At 38.7% G+C, this 24,981-nt stretch carries 20 protein-coding genes; 11 read left to right on the top strand and 9 right to left on the bottom strand.

The genetic code is table 11. The features are described 5' to 3' along the window. Positions 1-18 precede the first annotated feature (18 nt). Positions 19-894: a hypothetical protein gene (locus MM239_RS16140; protein ID WP_394801514.1), complete on the top strand. Its 876-nt coding sequence runs from the start codon at positions 19-21 to the stop codon at positions 892-894. Here MM239_RS16140 and MM239_RS16135 read toward each other — a convergent pair. Then, positions 891-1,583 carry a carbonic anhydrase gene (locus MM239_RS16135; protein ID WP_241349290.1) on the bottom strand — a complete coding sequence of 231 codons (693 nt, stop codon included), beginning with the start codon at positions 1,581-1,583 and terminating at the stop codon, positions 891-893. The two genes, MM239_RS16140 and MM239_RS16135, sit on opposite strands and share 4 nt — an antisense overlap. A 201-nt stretch (positions 1,584-1,784) precedes the next feature. Continuing rightward, the gene (locus MM239_RS16130; RefSeq protein ID WP_241349289.1) at positions 1,785-3,047 is read right to left on the bottom strand and encodes a WD40 repeat domain-containing protein; all 1,263 of its coding nucleotides are present in this window, start codon (positions 3,045-3,047) and stop codon (positions 1,785-1,787) included. Positions 3,048-3,196: 149 nt separating this feature from the next. Here MM239_RS16130 and MM239_RS16125 point away from each other — a divergent pair, with 149 nt between their 5' ends. From MM239_RS16125 to arsB, 5 genes are all read left to right on the top strand, one after another. Continuing rightward, the gene (locus tag MM239_RS16125) at positions 3,197-3,946 is read left to right on the top strand and encodes an energy transducer TonB (RefSeq protein ID WP_241349288.1); all 750 of its coding nucleotides are present in this window, start codon (positions 3,197-3,199) and stop codon (positions 3,944-3,946) included. 353 nt (positions 3,947-4,299) lie between these two features. Then, positions 4,300-4,629 (top strand): ArsR/SmtB family transcription factor, encoded by a 330-nt coding sequence (locus MM239_RS16120; protein ID WP_241349287.1) that lies wholly within the window; start codon positions 4,300-4,302, stop codon positions 4,627-4,629. A 27-nt stretch (positions 4,630-4,656) separates the two neighbouring features. Beyond that, the gene (locus MM239_RS16115) at positions 4,657-5,199 is read left to right on the top strand and encodes a DUF6428 family protein (protein WP_241349286.1); all 543 of its coding nucleotides are present in this window, start codon (positions 4,657-4,659) and stop codon (positions 5,197-5,199) included. A gap of 160 nt (positions 5,200-5,359) precedes the next feature. Then, positions 5,360-5,980 (top strand): low molecular weight phosphatase family protein, encoded by a 621-nt coding sequence (locus MM239_RS16110; protein WP_241349285.1) that lies wholly within the window; start codon positions 5,360-5,362, stop codon positions 5,978-5,980. A gap of 190 nt (positions 5,981-6,170) precedes the next feature. Beyond that, a complete protein-coding gene (gene arsB / locus MM239_RS16105; protein WP_241349284.1) occupies positions 6,171-7,199 on the top strand; it encodes an ACR3 family arsenite efflux transporter in 1,029 nt (342 codons plus the stop codon). A 324-nt stretch (positions 7,200-7,523) separates the two neighbouring features. Here the strand turns inward: arsB and MM239_RS16100 are convergent, their stop codons facing one another. Further along, positions 7,524-8,114: a hypothetical protein gene (locus MM239_RS16100; RefSeq protein ID WP_241349283.1), complete on the bottom strand. Its 591-nt coding sequence runs from the start codon at positions 8,112-8,114 to the stop codon at positions 7,524-7,526. Between the two features lie 377 nt (positions 8,115-8,491). Here MM239_RS16100 and MM239_RS16095 point away from each other — a divergent pair, with 377 nt between their 5' ends. After that, on the top strand, positions 8,492-8,884 hold the full coding sequence (locus MM239_RS16095; protein ID WP_241349282.1) for a hypothetical protein: 393 nt from the start codon (positions 8,492-8,494) through the stop codon (positions 8,882-8,884). A gap of 102 nt (positions 8,885-8,986) precedes the next feature. On the opposite strand, the gene MM239_RS16090 is transcribed toward MM239_RS16095, so the two are convergent. The 5 genes from MM239_RS16090 to MM239_RS16070 form a co-directional block, all read right to left on the bottom strand. After that, on the bottom strand, positions 8,987-11,167 hold the full coding sequence (locus tag MM239_RS16090) for a TonB-dependent receptor (RefSeq protein ID WP_241349281.1): 2,181 nt from the start codon (positions 11,165-11,167) through the stop codon (positions 8,987-8,989). A 492-nt stretch (positions 11,168-11,659) separates the two neighbouring features. Next, positions 11,660-12,226 (bottom strand): hypothetical protein, encoded by a 567-nt coding sequence (locus MM239_RS16085; RefSeq protein ID WP_241349280.1) that lies wholly within the window; start codon positions 12,224-12,226, stop codon positions 11,660-11,662. 78 nt (positions 12,227-12,304) lie between these two features. Beyond that, the gene (locus MM239_RS16080) at positions 12,305-13,717 is read right to left on the bottom strand and encodes a hypothetical protein (RefSeq protein WP_241349279.1); all 1,413 of its coding nucleotides are present in this window, start codon (positions 13,715-13,717) and stop codon (positions 12,305-12,307) included. A 32-nt stretch (positions 13,718-13,749) separates the two neighbouring features. Next, on the bottom strand, positions 13,750-16,566 hold the full coding sequence (locus MM239_RS16075; RefSeq protein WP_241349278.1) for a TonB-dependent receptor: 2,817 nt from the start codon (positions 16,564-16,566) through the stop codon (positions 13,750-13,752). A gap of 184 nt (positions 16,567-16,750) precedes the next feature. Beyond that, positions 16,751-17,722: an AAA family ATPase gene (locus MM239_RS16070; RefSeq protein ID WP_241349277.1), complete on the bottom strand. Its 972-nt coding sequence runs from the start codon at positions 17,720-17,722 to the stop codon at positions 16,751-16,753. Between the two features lie 399 nt (positions 17,723-18,121). Between MM239_RS16070 and MM239_RS16065 the strand changes: the two genes are divergently transcribed. After that, complete coding sequence (locus tag MM239_RS16065) at positions 18,122-21,052, top strand: DEAD/DEAH box helicase (RefSeq protein WP_241349276.1); 2,931 nt, start codon at positions 18,122-18,124, stop codon at positions 21,050-21,052. 5 nt (positions 21,053-21,057) lie between these two features. After that, positions 21,058-21,894 carry a hypothetical protein gene (locus tag MM239_RS16060; protein ID WP_241349275.1) on the top strand — a complete coding sequence of 279 codons (837 nt, stop codon included), beginning with the start codon at positions 21,058-21,060 and terminating at the stop codon, positions 21,892-21,894. Positions 21,895-21,910: 16 nt separating this feature from the next. On the opposite strand, the gene MM239_RS16055 is transcribed toward MM239_RS16060, so the two are convergent. Next, positions 21,911-22,087: a hypothetical protein gene (locus MM239_RS16055; protein ID WP_241349274.1), complete on the bottom strand. Its 177-nt coding sequence runs from the start codon at positions 22,085-22,087 to the stop codon at positions 21,911-21,913. A gap of 187 nt (positions 22,088-22,274) precedes the next feature. On the opposite strand from MM239_RS16055, the gene MM239_RS16050 reads away from it, so the two are divergent. After that, positions 22,275-23,411 carry an amidohydrolase gene (locus tag MM239_RS16050; protein WP_241349273.1) on the top strand — a complete coding sequence of 379 codons (1,137 nt, stop codon included), beginning with the start codon at positions 22,275-22,277 and terminating at the stop codon, positions 23,409-23,411. Positions 23,412-23,456: 45 nt separating this feature from the next. After that, complete coding sequence (alr, locus tag MM239_RS16045; RefSeq protein WP_241349272.1) at positions 23,457-24,611, top strand: alanine racemase; 1,155 nt, start codon at positions 23,457-23,459, stop codon at positions 24,609-24,611. The last annotated feature ends 370 nt before the right edge of the window (positions 24,612-24,981 follow it).

The raw sequence follows: 24,981 nt of genomic DNA, 5'->3' as shown, positions 1-24,981 counted from the left end.
AAGTTATTCTTGATAATAGTGATTTTTGGTACATCCTGCGCCAGCAAGAAGATCATAGATGCTCCGACATCTTTTCAAGGAGAGTGTCTGCAAGGACTATCATTCGAAGAAAGTAGAGAGGAGTTTGAGATCGAAGAGCTAAAGGCCGAAAAACCATGGATGGACAAGCTGGATGATAAATCTATAGACATGGCCATAGCGCTCAATTTGGTTGATGAACTGGAATCTTACCTGAATGGGGAGTTGAGTGAGACTAAGAAGCTAGATCTAAAAATGCACATCCTCAGTAGGGTAATGAGAATGGACCTTGAAATCAATGCGTTGATGTCTGCAATTGATTGTGAAGAGGAAAAGGCGGAGCAGCTTGCTACGTTTTTGGATAGAAGTCTAAGGAAAAGAGAAAGAAACCTAACAGTAGCGGCAATTGTAATAGGTGCTACTGTGGGTGTTAGTCAAGGCGTCTCAGTTGCAGCGAATGATGAAGTAGGAGATTGGTTGGATTATTTTGGTATTTTAGGAGGGCTCACAGAAGTTATTTTAGGTATTACCATATTGCGAATGGAAAATAATGTAGACATCGAGCATCCCAAAAATGTACTCAGAGATGTGTATGAGGGAGATAGTAGACCTTCCTATTTCCCGCCTTCGGTTTGGTATTATTTCAATAGTGAAAGAAACAATGAAGAAAATGTTTCTTTGAAAAACCAACTGATCAAGAGATGGGAGGCCTATAATTTGAATTATTCTGGTATGTCAGTGATGCTAGATGATGGAGGCATATATACTTCTGATTTGTTGAAAATCAGATCAGAAATGCTTGACCAAGTAGAATCCCAAATAGCCTTGATCAACAAAGACCTCCTACACTTTCTGACCAGAATAGAATCTTATTAATCCACATTTTCAATTACAATCACTTCTCTTGTGTCCACATCATAAATTGCTCCCACAAGAATGAGTTTCTGATCATTTATCAGTTTTTCAACCATAGGTATTTTGTTTTTTACCTCATGAATTCCGTGTAAGACATTTGCTTCAATAGCTTTTTGGTAAAAATCAGGATCACTCCTTATTAGTGCTTTCTCTTCCTCTTCTTGATTTATAAATTCTATAATCTTTAGAATAAATTCCGAATAGTGAACATTGTGATCATGATCATGCTCGACAAATGCACCGATTGCACCACACTTCGTATGTCCGAGAATAACTACCAATGATACTCCCAAATGCTCTATGCTGTAGGCTATGCTTCCTAGTTCATTATCACTTACTATATTTCCAGCATTTCGAATTACAAACAAGTCTCCCAAACCTTGATCAAAAATGAGCTCTGGTGATACCCTAGAGTCAGAACAACTTACAACCGCTATAGCAGGATGTTGGCTTATTGCCAGACTTTTGAGTCTCTCCAAGCCTTGGTCAGGATGTTTTGGGTGATCAGAAGCGAATCGTTTATTACCGTTCAAGAGTGTTTTTAAAAGTTGGGAAGTGGGAATACTTTCCAAATGCTGATCTTCCGAACTTTTACTGCATGCAATTGATGTAAAAACAAGCGCAATGAAAATAATTAGAATTCTAGGCATTTTTATAAGCTAGTATGGTTTTCAAAAGCCAAAACTCTCAAAATTATACCACTCACATTGTGAACATTATCACTTAAGCTAGCATTTCATTAAAGTAATCTTAATCAAAAAATTGGGTAATATATTCAAAAGGCTATCTCAATTCTTCCTTGAGATAGCCTTTTGATATTGAAAAAAATCAAATTTTATAAGTCTTAATTTTTATTTCGTCTGAAAACCTACTCTTAAAATATTTGTAGTATTGTTTGGAGCATCTATGGTTTTGACTGAATTCAATGTATTTAAGTTTTTGACTTCTATGGTCTTTTTGTCGGGTGCCAATACATAAAGGAACTTCTCCGAAGCTGTCAAAATTGGACTCTCTTCGTTCATTAGCCTGTAATGTTCCCATTCATTGGCTGTTTCTGCATTTGTATTTGCTGAAGCTTCAGCAGTAGTTAGCCTTTTTGAAGCTATTTCATTTCTATTGGCTGTGTCATAGACTTTAACGGTGTTGTCATTCAATTGTACAACAAGGTACCCACCATCAGCACTCAAGAAATATGTTTTGATGGTGTTTGAAAGAAGCACTGGAGTAATTGCTTCTGTATCAGGATTGATTTCGAAAATTCCTTGTTGACTAGCATAGCCGTAGAAAGTGCTGATATTGTCATTGGCTTTGATGGTACCCATCCAGTTTCCAGAAGTTGAAGCTAGTGGACTTGGATTTGGTATCAACTTGATTTGATTATTATCAGATGCAACAACGACTCCTTCGGTAGCACCAAATACGGCATACTTTCCATTAGAAGCATCTCCATGTATTCCTGTTACAGTGACGGTTTCATCTTCATAAATCACTTGGCCAGTATTGTCGATTAGTTTGACATGTTGAGGAAGCGAACCCGACACACTTTCATCCTTGAAAGTAACAGCAAATTTATTTCCTGTAAGCCAAGTGGCAGCACCATGATGGGTGCCATTTCCTATGTTTGAGATTACTGTTGGGCTGAAACTCGGAGTTTCTAGGGTACTCTCTCTAGCCCAAGTGATACTACCATCCCCGTCGTTGAATATGATGATCTGTCCATTAGTAGAAGAAAAATGAGTAGGTAATGGTGCATCAGCAGTAGCACTAATCCATTTTGGAGTATATTCGTGACCATGGTCGTTATGGTTTTCTATCCCTGTGTCAAAAAACCTTACTTTTCCATCCACCCTTTCTATAGAAATGATATATCTTCCGGATGAAGAAAGATAATTAGCTCCAGCTGGATTGAATGCAGCAAGATCTGGATTTGTGTTGTTATCATTAATAGGGTTTATGAGACCTATTTTTGAGTCATTATTCCACCAGGCAAGTCGAATCCACTCACTTTCGACTTCTTCGAAATTAGGCTCTTCAACCTGAGGATCTTCATTTTCTTGACAGCCTATCAATGCAGAAAATAATAGTGCACTCGCAAATGCAAAATACTTTTTCATAGTTTTTTTCTTGCAAAGGTATTTGAGTAGTTATTCAAATGCAACAATGTTGCAATAAAAATTACTTTATTATCATACTATTTTCTTAATTGATGTTTGCTCAACACCAAAGATTTTCATTATATTCAAAACTGAAATTTGTTTAGTATATGAAAAAAGTCATTTTTAAGGTCCTGTTATTGCTGGTAAGCATAGGGAGCTTCGCACAAGAAAGAATAATTACACCACTTAATGACCACTATTATCCATTGAGTCAGGGTGGTGGTGAGCATGTGTTTAATAGAGTGGAATCCAAATCTTCTGATGGATACATGATTTATAGGATATTTACCTTGGATAATATTTTGATCAAAGTGAATCGATCAAGCTACTTACAAGTTGATGGTGAATTGGTACATTTTGAAGAAGAGAAGTCGTATAACTCGAGCGGGGCACTTAATTTTGTTCGCCTTGATTTTAAAAGTAGTAAATCCACTCAGGTCAAAATATTGGTAGATGAAGATGTTGTTTCGGAAATCCAGTGTGTTAATCAAAATGATTGTTCTGGCTTTTTGGTTTTGCCTGATGGTGAAGAGTTAGCTATTGATAGAGATATTTTCAAACCTAGTTTTACCGATGCTGGTGTTTTTGATGTTTGGTTATCAAAGGTATTGACTTACCCTATCGTTTCACGGAGACTAGGTGTCCAGGGAGATGTCTGGGTCGGTGCTGAAATTGATGAAAACGGGGATTTAATCCAGTTTAAAATCATGAATAAAAATGAGGTTCACGACTCTTTAATAGATGAAGTCAATAGGGTGCTAAGAAAGTATAAGGATGGATTTATTCCAGCCAAAAACTTGAAAGGTGAAGCTATTCAAGCATGGATGTATTTCCCAGTTAAGTTTAGGTTAGGGTGATAGCAAAATTCTTCATTTAGTTTTCACAGTCTTAATAATCAATGTCATCATTGACAGTATAACAGAACACATTTCCAGATATTTTTTAAAGAGCAAAGTTTTTTATTACGAACATATATCGTAATATTGCGATATATAAATAATCGGCTTCATAAATGAATTTTGCTACCGCAATGGTAATCTATAGCATATCATGAGGGAAGCTTCTATTTAAATGCAGAGATGTATAAGTTCTATCATTGAAACAAAAGTTATGGATTTTATAAATTCTTGAATAGATGTAGGCTATTTACTTCCCTTTAATTTCAATTTTATTTATCGCATCTCGATTCTAAACTCTAAACGTCTCAAAAATGGGTGTCACCAAAACCGACTTATTCACAGAAAAGCAAAACGAATTGGCAAAAATCGCCAAAGTATTTGCACATCCTGCACGGATAGCTATTCTTGAATATTTAATTCAATCGGATACTTGTATCAATGGGGACTTAGTCCAAGAATTGGGCTTAGCACAAGCGACCATTTCTCAACACCTCCGCGAACTCAAAGAAATTGGTCTGATCAAGGGAAGCATCGAAGGCGTGTCAGTATGCTATTGCATTGATCCTATCAGATGGGCAGAAGTGCAGCATCTATTCCACGACTTGTTTGGTGGATTTCCAAAAATCTCGGGCTGCTGTTAAAACCTCAAAGCTTTAAACCACAAAAAAATGAAAACCTCAGAATTTACCCAAATCCTTAAAGAAAATCCTGAAAAGGCACTTTTCTTCGAATATCAATCTGGTCAATATGTGAGAACGGATTACCATATCACCGAGATCAAGAATGTCAATTATGATACAGTAGACTGCGGTGGAATCCGTAACCAATGGTCAGAAGTGCATATCCAGCTATGGGAAAATGAAATCCCTGAACCAGATCATGCGGTAGATAGTAGCAAGGCATTGAAAATCTTCGAGGTAGTCAACAAAGTAAGAGAAACCTATCCAAATACTGAGATCAAATTTGAGTATGGCAACTCCCTTTTCCCGACTGCCGTACTTCCTATCCACAATATCAAGGACACTGGCAATGCATTGATCGTACAACTTACACCTGACCAAACTACCTGCAAAGCCAAAGACAGAGCTACAACTCCAGAAGAAAAAGCTGCTGCCTGCTGTGGTCCAGTATCCGAAAAACCAAAAGTCAGAGTTTCCCTAGCTTCCCTTCAGGCAGCCAATAGCTGCGAACCTGGCTCGGGATGCTGCTAAAAACCTTTGAGGTCTTTAATACCTCGAAGGTTTAAAGAAACCGAAATAATATTTAAAAAGCTTCAAAACCATAAAAACCTCGAAGGTTTGAATGTATAACTACGATTTTAACTAAAAACCTTCGGGGTTTTTGAAACCCCAAAGGTTACAGCAATATATCATGAACCTATACCCAACCCTCCAATCTCACATTGAGCAAGCGCAGGCACTGTCGATTAGCCAAGAACGTAAAGCCGTACTTCAAGTCCTGATTGATTACATTCAGAAGAAAGTCGATCAAGATCAAGTGATCAACCTGAATTATATCTGCACACACAACTCCCGAAGAAGCCAATTTTCCCAAATCTGGGGAAAAGTTGCTGCTGAATATCATGGCATTGATATCAATTCCTTCTCTGGCGGCGTAGAGGTAACTGCTTTCAATGAAAGGGCGGTTGCTTCAATCAAAAGATTTGGCTTCAAAGTCAGCAAAGACGGCGAAGGTAATCCTAAGTACTTTGTTTTTTATTCAGACGATGCGGATCCGATAGTCACTTTCAGCAAGGTGTATGACGATGCCACCAATGCCCCTACGGACTTTGCAGCTATCATGACTTGCTCCCATGCAGATGAAAACTGCCCATTTATCCCAGGTGCTGAGGCAAGAATTCCTGTAAGATATGAAGACCCAAAAGCCTTCGATGATACAGACCAGGAAGCTATTAAGTATGATGAAAGATCACTTCAGATAGGTTCGGAGATGTTATATCTGTTTTCAAAGGTAAAAAAGATTCAAAAATAGACATTAATGGATGACTTGTCCCGTGGATCGGGATTGGAGATTTGTAGATACTGTTCTAGTACAATCAACAGAGAAGAGAAGCTATATTATCCGCAAAGGTCTGAAAATAATATCTAGAAATATCGCATCGCTAATATCCAAAAATATCACTCTCATTGCTTTATCACCTTTTAATTAGTGGTTAATAAAAATGTCTGAAACTAAGAAAATTGCTTTTTTTGAAAAATACCTAACAGTCTGGGTTGCGCTTTGTATAGGCGCTGGGATTATGATTGGGCATTTGGCGGGTGAGGATATCACCTTTTTGTCAGATATGGAGATCTATAATGTCAATATCCCTATAGCGATATTGATCTGGTTGATGATCTATCCGATGATGTTGCAGATTGATTTTGGAAGTATCAAGGGAGTAGGAAAAGCTCCAAAAGGATTGATTTTGACTTTGGTGATCAATTGGCTCATCAAACCTTTCACTATGGCGTTTTTTGCTTGGATATTCTTTGACAAGCTTTATGCTGCATACATTGAGCCTGAGCTTGCTGGGGAATATATTGCAGGTGCCATACTTCTAGGTGTAGCACCCTGTACGGCCATGGTTTTTGTATGGTCATATCTGACAGATGGAGACCCCAATTATACCTTGGTACAGGTTTCTGTAAACGACTTGATCATTTTGGTGGCATTTGTACCATTGGTCGGATTGCTTTTAGGTATCACTGAAATTGCTATTCCTTATGAGACCTTAGTAGCTTCAGTATTGATTTTCGTGGTAGTGCCTTTGGCAGCGGGAGTTATTACTAACAAAATCATGATCAGTCGAAAAGGTGAGACATGGTTCAAAAATGAATTTTTGCCAAAGTTCAAGCCTGTTAGCATCTTTGCTTTACTGCTTACTTTGGTGCTATTATTCGCCTTCCAGGGACCAAATATCCTGAATAACCCATTGATTATTGTCTTGATTGCGATTCCATTGATCATACAGACCTATTTTATATTCTTCATTGCCTGGTTTGGTGGTCGCAAACTCGAGCTTCCACATGCCATCTGTTCACCGGCAGCGATGATTGGAGCAAGCAATTTCTTTGAATTGGCAGTAGCCGTGGCGATAGCTTTGTTCGGCTTGCAAAGCCCTGCTGCTTTGGTGACTGTGGTAGGTGTATTGGTGGAGGTACCGATTATGCTAAGCTTGGTGGCTTTGGCGAATAGGTGGAGGTATTAGGGAATTGAAATTTGCCGGATAAGAAGTATACTTTCAGTGAAATATTGTTGAAATACAGCTGCGCTGAAATATATTGAAATATGCCTTCAGCGAAATGTATTGAAAAAGATATTGGAGAATACTTGAATTTCGATATTTAATCAGCAATATCTCCAATATATTCCTATTTTATTTCCATTATATTTCAACCTTATCTCTATAGTTTTTCATTCTTATATCTACTATATTTCAATTGAATTTCTACATTGTTTCAATTTTAACTGTCAGAAATAGCGATAGATATTAATTTATGGTAATTTAGAATATCTTGAAAATTCTAGGTGATCATTTCACAAACCCATTCTCTGTAAGCCTAAAAACCAGTTCTTTGACGATTTCATCGTAGATTCTAGGGATTTCTTGCATTTCGCTAGCTTCTGCTTGAGCATCACCCGACCATACATGCCTGTAGTTTGTTTTGTCTATAAGGAAAATATTATACCCAGTATAAGATTTGGATTCTTTTACATCCCCTTTTACATCACTCGCTGGAATGGCACCTTTATCTTGGATCAAAAGTATGCCATCAAAGTTGATGTGCTCTATCGTAGCCATAAAGTCAGCATAATCCACTGATTTTTTCTCTGCAAACACTTGATTTGCACTATAAATTTTCTTGTCTTTTAGTTGTTTTCTCAAGTAAAAAGCAAAAGTCTCCCGCTTACTTTCTTGATCTTGGCCATTGAAATTTGTTTTGAGAATGCGGTTAAAGTTTTCTTCATTCCACTCTCCGAAACTGCCATCGGCATCGCTAAAAAGGAATAGGAAGGATTCAAAATCCTTTGTTTGATCAGTTAATTTGTTACCACTTAGGTTTACATTGACACAGGAGGATACCGCCAATATAATAATGCAGTAAAGTAATATTTTTTTCATAATTCAAAGTGAATTTTAAATAGACAAAAACCGATTCTAATGTAGTTTGTAGACCTCGTTATTCCAAAGGAAATTTATTGACCTACCCATATTACTAGCAACTGCTAAAAATGAATTACATCTTCAATCGGCGATTTAATAATACTTAAATAAAAACCATGCCCAATATTGGTTTTCTAGCTTTTTGAGTGTGCTTTGCATTGAATAGAATACTAATGTAAATGTAATGCTAAGCTGGAGTTATTTTGAAATTCTGATTTTACATTACTTTATTGGTGCTGAAATTCAGTTGTTTAAAATGTTTTGTAGTTAAATATTTGTTTAGAGGAATTAGATTTCATAAACTGACTAACGTTTACGTTTTTAAATTTTTGATTATGAAAAAGTTAAAATATTTAAGTTTACTCATGGTTGCTTTTTCTATAATGTCAAAAAGTTATTGCCAAATAGAAAAAGATAAATCAGAAAAAAATCTTGTTGAAGTACCTGATTGGATCTCTGAAAGGGAAAAGAAAAAGATTCGTAAAATTGAAGCTACGGATATTTTAGGTTATCATGAATATATCCAACTTTCGGTTTCTTATGCTGAAATAGGGTCAGATTCAGCGAAAGTCGAAGCTATGATAGATTCGGCATTGAGACTAAATAAAGTTGAGTCCAGTAAAACTTTAAATTTTATTATCGAAAAACAGAAAAACTGGGGGCTTTCCCAGAAATACAGCGAAATAGTAAAAGAAAAACTTCAAAGATATGATTTTGAAAATTTTTAGATTTTGGTTGAGGACAGTCTTACGTCTAATCTAAAATAAAACTTTTCCAAAGTTCTAAACTTTGGAAAAGTTAAATTCTTCGGAAAAACACGCCTAATTGAACTATATCAATCTCAATTTCACTCCCCCATTGATCACAAAGCCATCCAATGGTGCATAGATTTCTCTGAAACTCGGATTGTCGATGCTTCCTGTGAAAATGGTGTCAAAACGGGTTTGTCGTGCGTCTAGGAAATTTTCGAAATTGATAAACACAGAGAATTTCTCCCATATCTTCTCCGCCATAAAACCCATGATCCAATAAGACTGCCCTACAGACCCATCACTGAGTTGCTGCTCGCTGAAATAATAGGATTCCCAGCCGATTTTCCACTTATCATGCACTTCATAGAATAGCACCGAATTTACCCTGTGTCTTGGTGTGAGCGGATTGTCTCTCATGATCCCGTTGGTATTGATGCGGGCATGGGTGTAAGTGTAGCCCATAAACCACTTGAAGTCTCCATACTCCCACTTCACATTGGTCTCCGTGCCTTTGGTGTCACTGTAACCGTCTATGTTTACAAATCGGAAAGCTGTCCCACCAGCGGGTTCCAAGAATAAGGGATTGTTCAAATAAGTGTAGAAAAACAAATGGTTGATACTGAAAAACAGTTGATCATTGAACAAGGAAGCCTTGTAATTCAAATCCCAATTGAGTCCATAACTTTTCTCCAAAGTATTGAAATCAGCATCGATTGGCTGGATATTCTGGTACTGTAGCCTTTCGCTCTCTTCGGTGAAAATCGTAGGAGCCTTGTAGCCCAACCCTCCTCCAAACCTGGAGCTGAAATTTATATTTGCCTTGTACATCAAAGCAAGCCTTGGCAAAAATGCCCAGCCATAGTTCTGGACGTGATCAGCCCTCAGCCCAGATTCTAGTACCCACTTTTGGCTCAAATTGGTGTTGTTCTGCACAAAAGCTCCAAAAGTATTCAAGCTGTAGTCTCTTACCGGAAAACTGCTTGTTTGTTCTTCTTTGAAAGCTTCAGTCCATACATTTCCTCCCAAAACCCATTCCGTACTCTTTTTGTCTAGCTGATAATTCACTTCAGTAAAGGTGGATTGCTGCACGGCATTGAAATCATAGCCTGGTGTTGCTAGTCTTCTGTCAAAATAATTGTAGCTATTTCTCACTTGCAGCTTTCTATTTTCATCTAGCTTGTGATTGAGTACAAATTGGCTACTGATTCGTTCACTTTGATTGCTTTCGAAAAAAGCCTGGGAATTGTCTCTATTTCCTCTCAAGTAGCTCATGTTACCACCGACCCTATCTTCTATACTTGCATTGAGTCCAAGCTCTATATCAGTTTTGGAAGAAGGATATAGAAACAACTTTGGGTTGAAGGTGAATCTGTCAAACTTTGGAATGGCACTTAGTCCTATCCCTGCAGGATCAAATGGTGCATTGGTATTGTAAGCAGTAAAGATTGTGGTACCGATTTTTTCATTTCGCTTTCCATAAAACCCCGAGGCATCAAAACCACCGGCGTTGGTGCCATTGAATACAAAACTCAATTCACCGTCTTCATCAGGTCTTTTTGAAATCAAATTCACCAATCCTGCTATGGCACCTCCACCATAGAGTGTAGAGGCCGATCCTTTGATCAACTCCACTTGCTGCAAGTCCAAAGGTGGGATTTGTAAAAGACCCAGTCCACTTGCCGCTCCGGAATAAAGTGGGAATCCATCCTTTAAGATTTGGGTATATCGACCATCCAATCCTTGGATTCTGATACCGGCATTGGCTGAAGTAGGTGAAGTCACCTGAACCTGAATCCCCGTGCTTTCACTCAAGAGGACTCTGATGTCACCAGGTTTCATGTTTACCTTTTCATCTAACTCTTCTCCTGCGACAAACTCAATCCTAGTAGGAATATCTGTTATGGTTCGGGAACTTCTGGTGGAGGATACAGTGACAGTCTCTAGCTCGCCATGCTCCTCGTGGAGAAGTATCTCCAGCGGTATTGCTGAGGCATCTTCGGGCCAGTTTATGGAGATTTGTTTTCTTTCATAACCCACCAGTTGGAACCTTAGCGTAAGCTTTCCTACTGGTGGATTAGAAAAAGTAATCAGTCCATTTTCATCAGAAACAGCACCTTGCTTATTTTCTTGTATTAGCATAGAAACTCCTAATAGCGGAGTGCCTTCGTGTTCATCTTTGACAAGTACTTGAAGATCTTGTGCCATCAGACAGCAAGTTAAGCTTAGCCAAAATAGGCCAAGTGATACTAATTTTTTCATCTTAGAAAATTGTAATTTGAATAAAAACTAAATTTTGATAGCCCCCAGAATAGATCAATTGACCAAAGTCAAGACTGGAGGAGACTAAAATATTCCTTTTGGGAAAAGAAAAATTAGGCGAGCTTGGGAGGCTGCCAGATCTGTATGATTGAAGGGGGGTAGCTTGGCTCTATCAAGATAGAATTAGATTTATGAGCAGTTATAAATACCGTGGGCTCAAATCGCCATGTCATTTCAAAGACAAACAGAGAGCATACTTTGCAAACAGAAAAGGGGGGGCAACATTGATTCTCTGCATGATCAGATTCATGCTGCTCTGTATGTTCTGGACCATGGTCGCATTCATGCTCCGTATGAATAGAACCAGTTATCTGAACAAACAGGTAAAAAATCAATATGTATGAAATGTATTTGTACACATTCGAAAAATAGCAAAAAAAATTGAAGGTGGATTGCCAGCTTCAATTTTTTTAATGGATCAAAATCAATATTTTATTGAATAGTCTCTGCTGAACTTACCCATCTTCTTTGCTCAATATCATAAGATACTTTTTGGTCAGGGAATTCAATGTATTCTTCCTTTCCAGAGTTTTGAGGATAGTAAGGGCTCAGGTCTTCACCTTTTACCATCAAGTCAAAAAGCATCATGCCTTTTTCAAGCATTTCATCTTCTTCAAATTTCCAAGTTCTAAAGACTTCTTCATAAAACTCAATTTCCCCATTTGAATTTCTGATCATTTTGACACCTATGGCTACCTTTTTGACTTTAAGAGAAGGGGCAATTCTACTTGCCATAAAATACTCAAAGTCACTTCCTTTGTGGTAGGCTTCCACGGTATAGTCAAGGGCTAGCTTTGAATAGTATTCATCAAACTGCCTTTCAAACTTGTTTTCATGGGTTCCTTTTTTAGGTAAATGTCCCATGTACCTGATTACTGATAGCATGATTTGCTGTTGCTCTTTCTCACCAAGCTGCTTATCAGCATTGTATTTTCCTTGTGTATTACATGATGTCAACAAGCATAAGGTCATCATCAAAACATACAGTTGAATCTTCATATTTCCTTGCATTTTATGAAAAAGACTTGCCTCTTGCACGAGACAAAAGACAAGTCTAAGGTTCAATTGGTTGTTAGATTATTTTTTGTATACGACATTCAATGGAGCAAATTCTGCCCATCCGTCAGTCCAGTCAGTAGATCCGAATGCACCAACATAAGGTACATTTTTGTCGAAGTATGAAGACCTACCTTCTTCATTGAATTTTGCATCTTCAAAGCTAGCTCCAGCTGCCAATGTTCCATCAGCAAGCAAAGTGAAATTTGGATTGCTTGGGTATGAGCTGATTGTGTGTCTAGCAAAGAAGTTTTCTGGTCTTAGACCATATCCTCTGTAGAAGTCTTCCCAAGGACCATCAGCCGCAGGTAGTGCTACAGTAGTGTTTTTTGCTTCCCATATTGTCTGAACATCAGCCGCATTAGCACCGCCACCAGCAGCGTAGTTAGCATTTGGATTGATGATGATATTGTTTGCCAATACACCTCTACCAGCTTGGTATTGTTCAGTTACTGATTGCGTGTTGAATCTTACACCAGTAGGGAAACCAGTGAATACAGAGTTGAAAATAGAAACTGCAGTTCTTCTTCTCAAGTCGATTGCGTGGTAGTTGTTTCCAGAGATAGATCTTCCAACTCTGTCTCTAGGACCATATACAGTTACGTTTGAGAATGTACCAGTAGTATAAGGCTGAACGTCGTTGTCATTAGGACCATTGTCACACTCAAAAGCATTTGATTGAGATTGGTCAGCATAGAAAGGATTTCTTACTACCAAAGCCCACTGAACGTTTCCTGAATATCCATAATCTACATCCAAGTCATCATCCCAAGTAGAATGAGAGATAAAATATCTACCATCCACGTTTCCACCGAACCATTCGAATCCATCATCACCACCGAATGATACCATCAAATGCTCCATGAAAGTACCTTTACCTACACCAGCCATGGTGATTGAGTTTGTTTCATTGTTAGGAGTCAATTCGATACCAGCGTACTCTACCCTGATGTATTCATACTCACCTGAGCTATCGCTGTCATTGTCACCACCGAAGATGAGTACTGGATCAATACCTTCTACAGCTGGATCTACTTGGTTGGTTTTAGCTCTACCAGCGATTACCAATCCACCCCAGTCAGAGCGATCTCTTTCACCTTCTTCTTGTGCAGAAGTCATGATGATAGGATTCTCTTTTGTACCTCTAGCAATTATTTTCCCACCTCTATCTACGATAAGGGTTCCTTTTGATCTTTTTTCACCGAAGATTACTGTACCTGGCTCGATAGTAAGCACTTGTCCATCTCTTACAAAAACTTGTCCTTGAAGCAAGTATTGCTTGTCAGCTGTCAAAGTCTGAGTAGAAAGGTTTCCAGACAATGATACTAAGTCATCATCTCCTCCTGGAGTTACTACTGGTTCTGTGTCATCAGAACATGCAAATGAGAATGCCATCAATGCTGCGATTACAGCGAATTTTAGGTTCTTTTTCATTGTAAGTGTTAAATTAGATAAAGATTAGTTTTTTATTTGATTCTGTAAGTAAGTGATCCGCTGAATAGAGTCCCTCTTCTCCATAGGTACATTGGGTCATCTATGGATGTGTCAATTTTTCTATCAAAATTTGAATCTTGATAGAACCTATACTGGAAGTTTAACAAGTCCTGAACACCAAACTTGAAAGTGGTTCTGTCTCTAAAAGTCTTTGAGATTGTTAAGTCAATGGTGTGTCTTGGCAACTCATAGATTTCTGGGTTATTGGCATTACCCGCTACGAATATTCTCGGGCCTGTCACATTGTAGGCAACACTTGCTTGAAAGTCTGACACATCATTGATGTAATACATGGCAGCATTGACCATGTAAGGAGACTGACCTTGAAGCGCTCTTCTGCTGTCCTGAAAGGACACATTACTTCCCAGGAAGACTTCAGACCAGATCAATGAGGCATTTACATTGAAGGATAAGTCTTTGATAAATGGCGTGGAAGTGACTGTAGATAGAGCTTTTCTAGCTTCTATTTCCAGACCATATACTGTAGCATCTACTGCATTTGCATAAGTGAATTGTAATTGCTCGGTAACGTTTTGCTGTACTGTTTCTATAGGTTTATCGAAAAACTTGTAGAAAGCACCTATACTGAAAGTCTCACCTTCATTTGGGTAGAATTCATACCTTAAGTCCACATTGTCCACCCTTGCCATTTGAAGGTTTGGGTTTCCAAAGAAGCCTGCCAAGTATTCAAAGCTGTAGTAAAGGAATGGTGCAAACTCTCTGAACTCAGGTCTATTGAGGGTTTTTCCATAACCTGCTCTGATTAGAGATTTCTTATTGAAATTGTAATCAATGTTCAAAGAGGGAAGTAGTGCAAGTTCTGTGTTATTTACTCCTACAGGACCGAGATCGTTTTGAGAATCTAATTGCTGAATGCTGTATTCTGTTCTTAGACCACCTGAGAAGTTAAATTCTCTTACAGGATATACTCCACCAATATATCCCGCAGATATAAATGTAGAAGCATCATAATTATCTGTACGTCTTGTACCCTCTTGGATCAACCAGCCGTCACCATTTCTGTAGTTTTCTGGAGCAAATGCTTGATCAATTGGTAGCCGGATCAGGTCTTCTTTGATCAATGGATCGTGAAATCCTGGGTAGTAAGTTGTGATGTATCGGGCATCAAAGTTTCTTGCTTTATAATCAACTAAGTAACCAGCTCTCAATATCCTAGGTCTATCTTTTTCTGCACCTTGGAACTTCCTTTCATAATTCAATCCTTGACTAATTCCGAAATCCTTAAGATAGCCATAGTACCTACCTAAGTCTTGCGGACTTGATGCTGGAGGATCAATGATCACATACTGACCTTCAGATCCTTCTTGGCTATAATAGGATCTTAACCTCCTAAAGTCCGGTTCCTCGTGGTACATGTAGTTTCCGCCAAGCACCCAGTTTAGCTTTGATTTCTCTTGATTGAAAAGGTGCGTACCTTCTATTTGCCCTGTGTAGATCAGTTTTGATTCATACCTGAATGCATAGTCTCTCGCTCCCTCTGTTCTTTGAACAAAATCCCTTCCTTCTCTCAATACCGTTTCATTCAAACCTGTCTGATTGAAAAGGTTTCTAAATTCAATTTTATTATCTGGATTTAACCTCAACATCCAGTTGGACATTAAGCCAACTTCATTGGTTTTATTGAAAAAATCATCGAAATATTCATCACGCTTTTCTGTAGGCTGACCTGGTACTGGGAAGAAGTACCTGTTTCTTTCAGCTTGAAAGTATTGAAAGGACTGACCATAGCTTAGGCTTGTTACGGTGGATAGCCTTTTTCCACCAAGCACTCTCCAATTTTTTCCAAAGCCAAATCCAAAACTAAAATCTGGAAGTGCTGTACTTGTCTCTACTCCATAATTGTTATCAAGCATTTGACCAGCTTCTGCTCTCAGTGGAGATGCTCCACTAGCATTGAATAATTGATCTGTAGTAGGAAAATTAGCTGGAAGATCTCTTGAAGTATCAAAACCCAACCAGTCAGTTCTTGAGCCTCTGGTTTGCTTATAGCCCATCAAAGTGGTATTTTGTCTATATCCAGCACCCATTCCAAAAGTGATAAACTCTTCATCTGGAGTGTTTTTGGTGAATACTTTCACCATACCTCCAGCAAAATCTCCTGGTACTTCTGGTGAAGGTGACTTATAGATTAGCATTCTGTCCAAGCTTTCACTTGGAATAAGGTCAAAGGAAAATGTTCTTTTGTCTATCTGTGTACTAGGTGCCAAAGCATTGTTGATCATCACGACATTGTATCTATCATCAATACCACGCACTCTGACGAATTTATTATCTACAATACTGACACCTGCCACTCTTTTCATAACCTGTGCAGCATTGCCGTCTTGTGAAAGTCGAATTTGATCAGATGAAATACCACTTACTACTTGTAAGGACTTTCGGATTTCAGAGACTACAGCGACACTGGACCCTGTTTCTCTAGTAGCTACTACGACTACCTCTCCTAGATCACCGAAGTCCTCTTCCAGACTTACATCAAAGACCGTAGCTTTTTCACTTATAACTTGTACATCTTCAAACCTCAGTGTCTTGTATGATATAAAAGATACTATTAAGGTATATGTGCCAGGCTCGACTCTTGGAAGCTCAAAATCCCCATCAAGACCAGTAGCTACACCTATACTTGTATTTTCTATTCGGACGTTGGCTCCGATGATGGTCTCGCCAGTGGCTGAATCTTTTACAACACCTCTGATAGATCCTGATTGGGCTACAGCATGGCCAATTGAGATCAAGGTGATCAAAATGATGAGTAATTGTTTTTTCATATGTGCAGGCGTTTTAACGAACGCTACAAAGGTCACTACACAATATGAATTGATTGGGTACTAAAAATTATCAATACATTAATTAGTATGTATCAAAAACAAATCCGCCATCACAATTTTTTCATATTGCAATGGCGGATTATTAAGAATTTTATGTGGAAATTGAAAATTCAGGGAATTTCAATTATTTGAATGTTACGCTTTTGTTAATTGGGATTTTATCCAAAATGATGCGAATCAAATCCCTCGTATTGATGTTGTCAGCTTCTGCTTCATAATTCAAGATAATACGGTGGTTCAAGACATCCTCGGCGATCTCCTTAATGTCTTCTGGAAGCACGTAGTCTCTCCCGTCCATGAACGCAACAGCTCGAGCGGCTAAGTTTAAGTTGATACTTGCTCTTGGTGATACACCAAACTGAATGTATTTAGCCTCTTCCTTCAGTCCATATTGATCTGGGAATCTTGTCGCAAATACCAATTCAATGATATAATTTTCCAAAGGCTCGGCAATTTTTACCTCATTGATCTTTGCTCTAATCGCAAAAATGTCTTCTTTGGATAGAATCGCCAAGACTTCTGAAGCGAAAGCCATGTTGGCCATTCGTCTCATTACTTCGAGCTCATCACTTTTGGAAGGGTAGTCTATGTGGACTTTCATCATAAACCTATCCACTTGGGCTTCAGGTAGGGGGTAAGTACCCTCTTGATCTACGGGGTTTTGGGTTGCTAGTACTAAAAATGGCCTGTCTAGCTGATAAGTAGTCTCACCTATAGTTACCTGCTTTTCCTGCATCGCCTCCAAAAGTGCCGATTGAACCTTCGCAGGAGACCTGTTGACCTCATCGGCTAGGATGATGTTTGAGAATATTGGCCCTTTTTTTACTTCAAAGTTAGCCTCTTGCTGATTGTATATCATGGTACCTATCAGGTCAGATGGCAATAGATCTGGGGTAAACTGGATACGCTTGAAGTCCAAGTGCAACACTTTGGCCAAGGTGTTTACTGTCAGCGTTTTCGCCAAACCTGGAACTCCCTCCAACAATATGTGACCATTGGTAAATAAGCCGATCATCAACCTGTTGACCATTCTGTCTTGACCAACTACTATTTTCTTTACTTCATCTATGACCTGCTTGATTTTTTCCTGATGCATGGAATTTCAAATTTTTAATTTTTGTCTTACACTTATTTTACTAGCAACGTTGCCGATGGACTTATCTTGCAAAGATTGTGAAGTTTTTACCTAAATCATACCTTATTGCAAGAACCTAGTGGCTAAAATAGAACAAATTCACCTTTCTACAAAAATGTAAATGATTTCAACGCTTTTGAAAGATAAAAGATATTACTTGTTGATGGATTTCCAAGAAGTTAATACCTTGATATCCTATCGCTTATTGGTTTTTTTTACACGGTCTTAAGAAGATTTTAATCATAATTGATAGCTTCCTTTACTTTTCAAAATGAATTTTATTCAGTATTTTTCGAACTGGTTTGATTTTCAATACACCCAAAATTCCGAAGTTTTCTCTCTTCGCATTGACCCACAGCTATGAAAGTTTCAGCAGAGCAACCATTTGAGATCATATATTCTCTGTTCAGCCATGAGTATTTAGGCTTATTATTCGAATCCTTTGTAATTCAATTGGACGAAAAAGGAAGATTGTCCCTAGCACACCAAAACATATCTTCAGTAAATGCCAAAGAATTTGCAGCTGGATTGGATGATACTGACTATCAGCTCATCAAAATGATGGACGAAATGCAACAAGATGCTGTTACCAAAAAACTGAATACCAAGAAACTAAAAGCAAAGGAATACCTTCGCAAAATTTATGATCCTAAAACTGGTAACAAAGCCGCGCAAGAAATGCTTGAACTTAAGCTGGAAGGCTTGAGATCTAAGATTTTGGAAAAACTTAAAGGAAAGAGGCTTTTTGAAATGGCAAATGATGGTAATCCCATTTGGAAGGAAATCTGTATCATGCCAGAACCTGCCTCAGTACTTTTTCATTTTAGGAGAAATGAAGACAATACACACTACTTTCCTACAATCAAGTATCGTGGGGAAAAGCTCGATTGGCAATATAAAAATGCTTATCTCATTTGTAATGAACCCGCATGGCTTGTTGCCGATGGGGCTTTGTACCATTTTGCTAAGGGAGTAGATGGGAAAAAATTGAGTCCATTCTTAAATAAAAGATTCATCGTCATCCCTAGAAAAGTTGAGCAACAGTATTACGAGAAGTTTGTTACCCAATTGGTGGCTTCTTTCGATGTATATGCCAAAGGCTTTGAAATCAAAGTGGAACGTAATCAGCCAGAAGCCGTACTTAACTTAAGCGATCTACCTGGCTCACCAAAGGTCGACTTATTTGGAAATAGTCAAGCGGAATCTGAAGAAGATAAGATTGTCTTTGATCTAAAGTTCCAATATGGTGAATATGCATTCCGAGCAGAGGATGGTGCCAAGACAAATGTCAAGCTAGAGCAGAATGGCGATGAATATACATTTCACAAAGTGATTCGTGATGGCATAAAGGAAAAGAGCTACGGTGATTACCTCAAAAATCTAGGACTTCCCGTCAGAGCATCCAGGTTTGCCCTTGAAAAATCAAAGGCTTTTGGCTGGTTGAACACTTATAAGGATGATCTGATCGCTCAAGGATTCCAAATTCAGCAAGCCACAGATGCTAAGGGTAAAAAATATTTTTTCGGTCATGCCAAAATCTCTGTGGACGTCAAGGAAAACATTGACTGGTTTGATGTCAATGCCGTCATTGAATTTGGTCCTTATAAGATTCCTTTTGCAAAAATCAGGAAGTTACTTCTCCAAGGTAAAACGGAGTTTGAACTACCAAACAAAGAAATTGCAGTAATTCCAGATTCTTGGTTTGTGAATTATACGGAGATTTTTGCCTTTTTAGAAGATGATCCTACATTAGATGCTGGTGCATTGAAGCTTAAAAAGCACCATATTGCTTTGGCTCAGGAGTTACAGTCCAATAACCTGGTACAACTCACTTTGAGTAGAAAACTTGAAAAGCTCCGAGATTTCTCTCAAATCGAAGATTATGAGTTGCCAGAGGCTTTTCAAGGCACGCTTAGACCATACCAAAAGGCTGGTTACAACTGGCTGAGATTCCTCAATGAATATCAGTTTGGAGGATGTCTAGCTGATGATATGGGATTGGGGAAGACAGTGCAAACACTTGCATTATTGGCTTATCAAAAAGAAGTCAACCCAGGCACAACCACCCTACTGATCATGCCTACTTCATTGATTTACAACTGGGAGTTGGAAGCACAAAAGTTTACACCTAGCCTGAAAGTCCTTGTCTACACAGGTTCACAGCGTGTCAAAGATCACACCAAGTTCGCAGATTATGATTTGATCTTGACTTCTTATGGCATCACAAGGTTGGACATGGAAGTATTCAAATCTTTCTACTTCAACTATGTGATCTTGGATGAGTCTCAAGCCATAAAAAACCCCAGCAGCATCATCGCCAAATCAGTTGCAGAGCTCAATTGTAGGTTCAAGTTGATATTGACTGGTACGCCTGTTGAGAATGGCACGATGGATCTTTGGTCTCAGATGAATTTTATTAATACGGGTTTATTGGGAAATCAAAGCATGTTCAAGAAGCAGTTTTTGCTACCTATCGAAAAGAAAAATGATGTAGATAAAGCAGTGAAGCTACATGCCATGATCAAGCCATTCATTCTTAGAAGACTCAAAACCCAAGTGGCTACTGACTTGCCTGAGAAAGTGATTCATGTCAAGTATTCATCTATGAGTTCCGAGCAAGAGAAGGCATATGAAGAAATCAAAAGCTACTATAGAGAAAAGATCGTAAATGAACTTACAGCGCCTGGTACGAAAAATCAGCAGTTCACCTTACTTAGAGGCCTCACGCAATTGAGACAGGTTGCCAATCACCCAAAGTTAATTGATAGAACTTACGAAGGCGATTCAGGCAAGCTGGAGGATGTGATTCATATGCTTCGAGAAACTGCAAGTGAAGGGCACAAAGTGCTTGTATTTAGCCAATTTGTGAGACATTTGGGCATTGTGAAGGAGTTTTTGGATGAAGAAAAAATCCCATATGCTTACCTTGATGGAACTACAAAGGACAGGCAAGCACAAGTCAAATCTTTTCAGGAAAATGATGATGTGAAAATCTTCCTGATTTCCCTGAAGGCTGGTGGAGTCGGACTTAATTTGACCAAAGCTGAGTATGTTTTCTTACTAGATCCATGGTGGAATCCAGCCGTGGAGGCCCAAGCTATCGATAGGGCCCACAGGATTGGTCAAGAGAACAAGGTGATTATCTACAAGTTTATCACTAGGAATTCTGTAGAAGAAAAAATCATGGCGCTGCAAGAGCGTAAGAAAGCCTTGGCTGGAGAGTTGATCAGTACAGAGGAAAGCTTTATGAAAAGCCTAAGTCAGGATGATATAGAAGCACTTCTTGATTAGTGATTTTGAAGCAGCTGGTTATTTTATACCGATATTTCAATTTACTTTCTATAGATGTAGTCTGTGGCTCAATAGCAGGCATGTACCTGTTTGCTCACCTTTTGAGGACTCCCTTGAACTACGAGACTTACTTTCTTTTAGCTTTGGTCGTATGGTTGATCTACACCTTGGATCATTTGGTAGATGCCAAGAATGCCAAGAATAACCCTAGCACAGCACGACATGCTTTCCACTTGAAGTATTCTAAGACCTTATGGGGAATGATATTTTTGGCATTCTTAAGTATCATAAGCCTTTTGATCTTTTGCGATTCGCTTCACGTTTTAATTTTTCCTGGAGTGTTGGTAGCTGTGTCTATTACTTTTTTCTTGCTGATTTCACAGTTTTGTATCAAAAAACTAAGTTTTCTTAAAGAATTCATCATAGCTATAGGCTATGTAGTAGGGATAAGTCTCGCACCTATCGTAACCTATAAAACTTATCTACCACAGGAGGCCTACTATATAGCAGGCCTCTATTTCCTAGTGGCTTATATTAATTTGCTTATGCTTTCCTATGCAGATAGGAAATCAGATCAAAAGGACGGATTCGTAGCTATCACCCAGTGGTTAGATAATGTCAGTTTGAAAGGATTGATTACTGGAGTCTCAGTTGTTGGATTTCTCTTCGCTATAGGATTACTTATTTCCTTCCGGTCTTATTTTCATATTTATACCAGTATCTTATTGTTGATACTGATGTTCCATATTTGGCTATTTTTCGTGAAGAGTAAACCTATTTATCAGATCAGAATGCTTACAGAAGCGTCATTTATGCTACCTGCCATGCTGCTATTGTTTTGATCTGTAAATACTCTTCTCAGCTGCCACAACCGACACAGTCAAAGTGACTATCCATAGGTTTTACACCTTTGAGTTGCATTTCTAAGTTGTGAATCTGATCTCTGGTGTCCATGTCTTGAAACATATCTCCAGTCAAACTTGCTTTCAATTCTTCAATTTTTTGCTCTAAAGTTGCTTGTTGTTCTGTAGTCATGATTTTTAGGTTTAGATGCTAAAACACCTTCTAATATAAAAAGTTCTTTATAATATGTAGCCCATTGAAGGTCAGAAAAATAATTTTTTTAATCAAAAATATTGATCAAACACATAGCTCTGCATAATTTTTGACTACTTTAATAAAAATCTTCGTTTTTTAACTCATTAATTAACTTTATATAGGCATGGATGCAAAGAAGCTCAAGCAAATCAAAGAACTCAGGCACATTTTACACCAGCACCCCGAACTTTCTGGTCAAGAGAAAGAAACAGCTAAAAGAATAGCTGAATTTTTCAAACCGCTAAACCCTTCTCAAACGATAAAAAATATTGGTGGCTATGGAATTGCTTTTGTTTTTGAAGGTAAAGAGGGTGGGCCGACGTCCCTCTTTCGCTGTGAACTAGACGCTCTACCAATACATGAAAATAACGACATCAAACACAAATCTGTGCATGAGGGAATTGCGCACCTGTGTGGGCACGATGGTCACATGGCGATAATAGCTGGACTTGGTCTTTCTATAAGCAATGCATCACTGCATAGGGGGCGAGTTATCCTTCTTTTTCAACCCGCCGAAGAAACTGGAGAAGGAGCTGCAAGCGTAGTGGAGGATACAAAATTCTCAAAGATCAAACCTGACTTTGCTTTTGCATTGCACAACCTGCCCGGCTATGATAAGAATCAGGTCGTAATCAAGAAAGGTTCATTCACTGCGGCATCTACAGGGATGATTATCAAGCTAAAAGGCAAAAACAGCCATGCAGCGCACCCAGAAGATGGTAATAGCCCTGCAGAAGCCATGTCCAAGATGATCGTAGCCCTTCAAAAGCTACCAGATGCCATGAAAAAGTTCAGCTTGATCACTGTGATTCATGCAAAGCTAGGAGAAGTAGCTTTTGGTACTACACCAGGTGAGGCAGTGGTGATGGCAACCCTAAGGTCTTTTGATAATGATACCCAATTGCTTCTGATCAATTATGCAGAAAAGCTTTCACAGCAGATTGCCAAGGAGTATGGCTTATCGATTACATTTGAGTATACAGAGGATTTTGCAGCGACGATCAATGATCCTGATGCATGGGAGTATGCCAATCAGGCAGCAAAAGATTTGAAACTTAAAGCCAAGCATATTCGAATCCCTTTTAGATGGTCGGAAGATTTTGGAATGTTCTCAGCCCATACCAAAACCCTACTTTTTGGCTTAGGTTCAGGCAAGTCACATCCTCAGTTGCATGAGAACAATTATGATTTCAATGATGATCTTATTCCTACAGGAGTGAGTATGTTTGAAGGTATTGTCAAACAGATCCACCAAGATTAATGCATTCAATCACCATATTTTATTTTCAATTACCAATTATACCTCATGAACCATACTTCATACATCGAAATCAGTAAGTCAGCATATAAAAAAAATATAGCATTCATCAAAAAAGAGACGGGGGATCATGTGATTATCTCGGCCGTAGTCAAGGGGAATGCTTACGGGCATGGGATTGAGAACATCGTACCGATAGCAGAGGAGTCTGGTATTAGACATTTTAGTACTTTCTCTGCCGATGAGGCATTGAGGGTGTATGAAAACAGAAAACAAAAGTCGGACATCATGATCCTGGGGATGTTGCATGATGAGGACTTGGAAGAAATTATTCAAAAAGGGATCAGTTTTTTCGTGTTTGAATTTGAAAGACTAAATGCAGCCATTCAAGTTGCCAAAAAACTTAACACAAAAGCGCGTGTACATATTGAGATAGAGACAGGGTTTCATCGCACAGGGTTTGAATGGAGTGATAGGGAGAAGCTTTTGTCTATTTTAAAGAAAAATGAGGATCTTATTTCAAGGTGTGGTCTATGTACTCACTATGCTGGTGCCGAGAGTGTAAGCAACTATGTGAGGGTACGTGCTCAGATCAAAAAGTATGATCAATTCAAGACATGGTTTTTAGAGCAAGGAATGAGCTTCGACAAATATCATACTGCATGTTCTGCGGCAACTTTTAGCTATCCAGAGACCATAATGGATATGGTCAGGATTGGTATAGCGTCTTATGGTTTTTGGCCTACGATGGAGACCTACATGTACAAGTTCAAGAGTCTTCCAGAAAGTGACAAAAACCCACTAAAGAGATTGATTTCATGGAAAAGCAGCATCATGAGTTTCAAGAAAGTAAAGATGGGGGAGTTTATAGGTTACGGATCCAGCTACATGGCGCCAAGGGATATGGAGATTGCTTTAGTTCCGATTGGCTACTCTCATGGCTATAGTCGTGTGCTGAGTAATCAGGGAAAAGTGCTCATAGATGGCAAGATGGTGTCAGTAGTGGGGACAGTGACGATGAATAGCATCGCTGTAGATATCACTGACCTAAAGGGTCTCAAGAGAGGTGATGAAGTAGTTCTGATAGGTAAGCAAAAGAAAAACGAAATTACCGTGGCCTCATTTGGTGAGTCTACCCAGCAAGTCAATTATGAGCTATTGACCCGGCTTCCTTTAGATATCCCCCGCAGGATAGTCAAATAAGACTATCCTGCTATAATTTCACCTCTAGGTTTTCTTTGAGAGATTAGGGCTTCTTGGAAAATTCGTCAGGAATTAGAAAGTAGGGTTTAAACTAAGCTCTACTTTCTTTTTTTATGTATTTGACCCTTGATCCACGAGTCAATTTCGGATTGAAAAAGTACAATTTAGGATTAGTTTTTGTATGAAAATGACTCGGATTTTCCGTATGGGCACACCTATCCCAATAAGTTGCTTTTTGGATGCTTTTTAGGCTGCTTTTTGCTTCGGTGGACTTTCTTTGGCCTCCCTTCTTTTAGCGATCAGAACAGCGTTGGCTGTCATGATCCCAAAAAATATCATCAGCTTCTCCCTCTTTTCCCCTTTGACCTTG

This window comes from Belliella filtrata (assembly GCF_022549775.1).
Taxonomy (GTDB): Bacteria; Bacteroidota; Bacteroidia; order Cytophagales; family Cyclobacteriaceae; genus Belliella; species Belliella filtrata.
This window is presented reverse-complemented; position numbering and strand designations above follow the sequence as displayed.

Excerpts from the sequence above, each read along its gene's own strand:
- MM239_RS16085 (WP_241349280.1), bottom strand. The coding sequence starts at position 12,226 with ATGAAGATTCAACTGTATGTTTTGATGATGACCTTATGCTTGTTGACA.
- arsB (WP_241349284.1), top strand. The coding sequence starts at position 6,171 with ATGTCTGAAACTAAGAAAATTGCTTTTTTTGAAAAATACCTAACAGTC.
- MM239_RS16055 (WP_241349274.1), bottom strand. The coding sequence starts at position 22,087 with ATGACTACAGAACAACAAGCAACTTTAGAGCAAAAAATTGAAGAATTG.
- alr (WP_241349272.1), top strand. The coding sequence starts at position 23,457 with ATGAACCATACTTCATACATCGAAATCAGTAAGTCAGCATATAAAAAA.
- MM239_RS16065 (WP_241349276.1), top strand. The coding sequence starts at position 18,122 with ATGAAAGTTTCAGCAGAGCAACCATTTGAGATCATATATTCTCTGTTC.
- MM239_RS16095 (WP_241349282.1), top strand. The coding sequence starts at position 8,492 with ATGAAAAAGTTAAAATATTTAAGTTTACTCATGGTTGCTTTTTCTATA.
- MM239_RS16090 (WP_241349281.1), bottom strand. The coding sequence starts at position 11,167 with ATGAAAAAATTAGTATCACTTGGCCTATTTTGGCTAAGCTTAACTTGC.
- MM239_RS16080 (WP_241349279.1), bottom strand. The coding sequence starts at position 13,717 with ATGAAAAAGAACCTAAAATTCGCTGTAATCGCAGCATTGATGGCATTC.
- MM239_RS16120 (WP_241349287.1), top strand. The coding sequence starts at position 4,300 with ATGGGTGTCACCAAAACCGACTTATTCACAGAAAAGCAAAACGAATTG.
- MM239_RS16075 (WP_241349278.1), bottom strand. The coding sequence starts at position 16,566 with ATGAAAAAACAATTACTCATCATTTTGATCACCTTGATCTCAATTGGC.
- MM239_RS16130 (WP_241349289.1), bottom strand. The coding sequence starts at position 3,047 with ATGAAAAAGTATTTTGCATTTGCGAGTGCACTATTATTTTCTGCATTG.
- MM239_RS16115 (WP_241349286.1), top strand. The coding sequence starts at position 4,657 with ATGAAAACCTCAGAATTTACCCAAATCCTTAAAGAAAATCCTGAAAAG.
- MM239_RS16070 (WP_241349277.1), bottom strand. The coding sequence starts at position 17,722 with ATGCATCAGGAAAAAATCAAGCAGGTCATAGATGAAGTAAAGAAAATA.
- MM239_RS16110 (WP_241349285.1), top strand. The coding sequence starts at position 5,360 with ATGAACCTATACCCAACCCTCCAATCTCACATTGAGCAAGCGCAGGCA.
- MM239_RS16100 (WP_241349283.1), bottom strand. The coding sequence starts at position 8,114 with ATGAAAAAAATATTACTTTACTGCATTATTATATTGGCGGTATCCTCC.
- MM239_RS16050 (WP_241349273.1), top strand. The coding sequence starts at position 22,275 with ATGGATGCAAAGAAGCTCAAGCAAATCAAAGAACTCAGGCACATTTTA.
- MM239_RS16125 (WP_241349288.1), top strand. The coding sequence starts at position 3,197 with ATGAAAAAAGTCATTTTTAAGGTCCTGTTATTGCTGGTAAGCATAGGG.
- MM239_RS16135 (WP_241349290.1), bottom strand. The coding sequence starts at position 1,583 with ATGCCTAGAATTCTAATTATTTTCATTGCGCTTGTTTTTACATCAATT.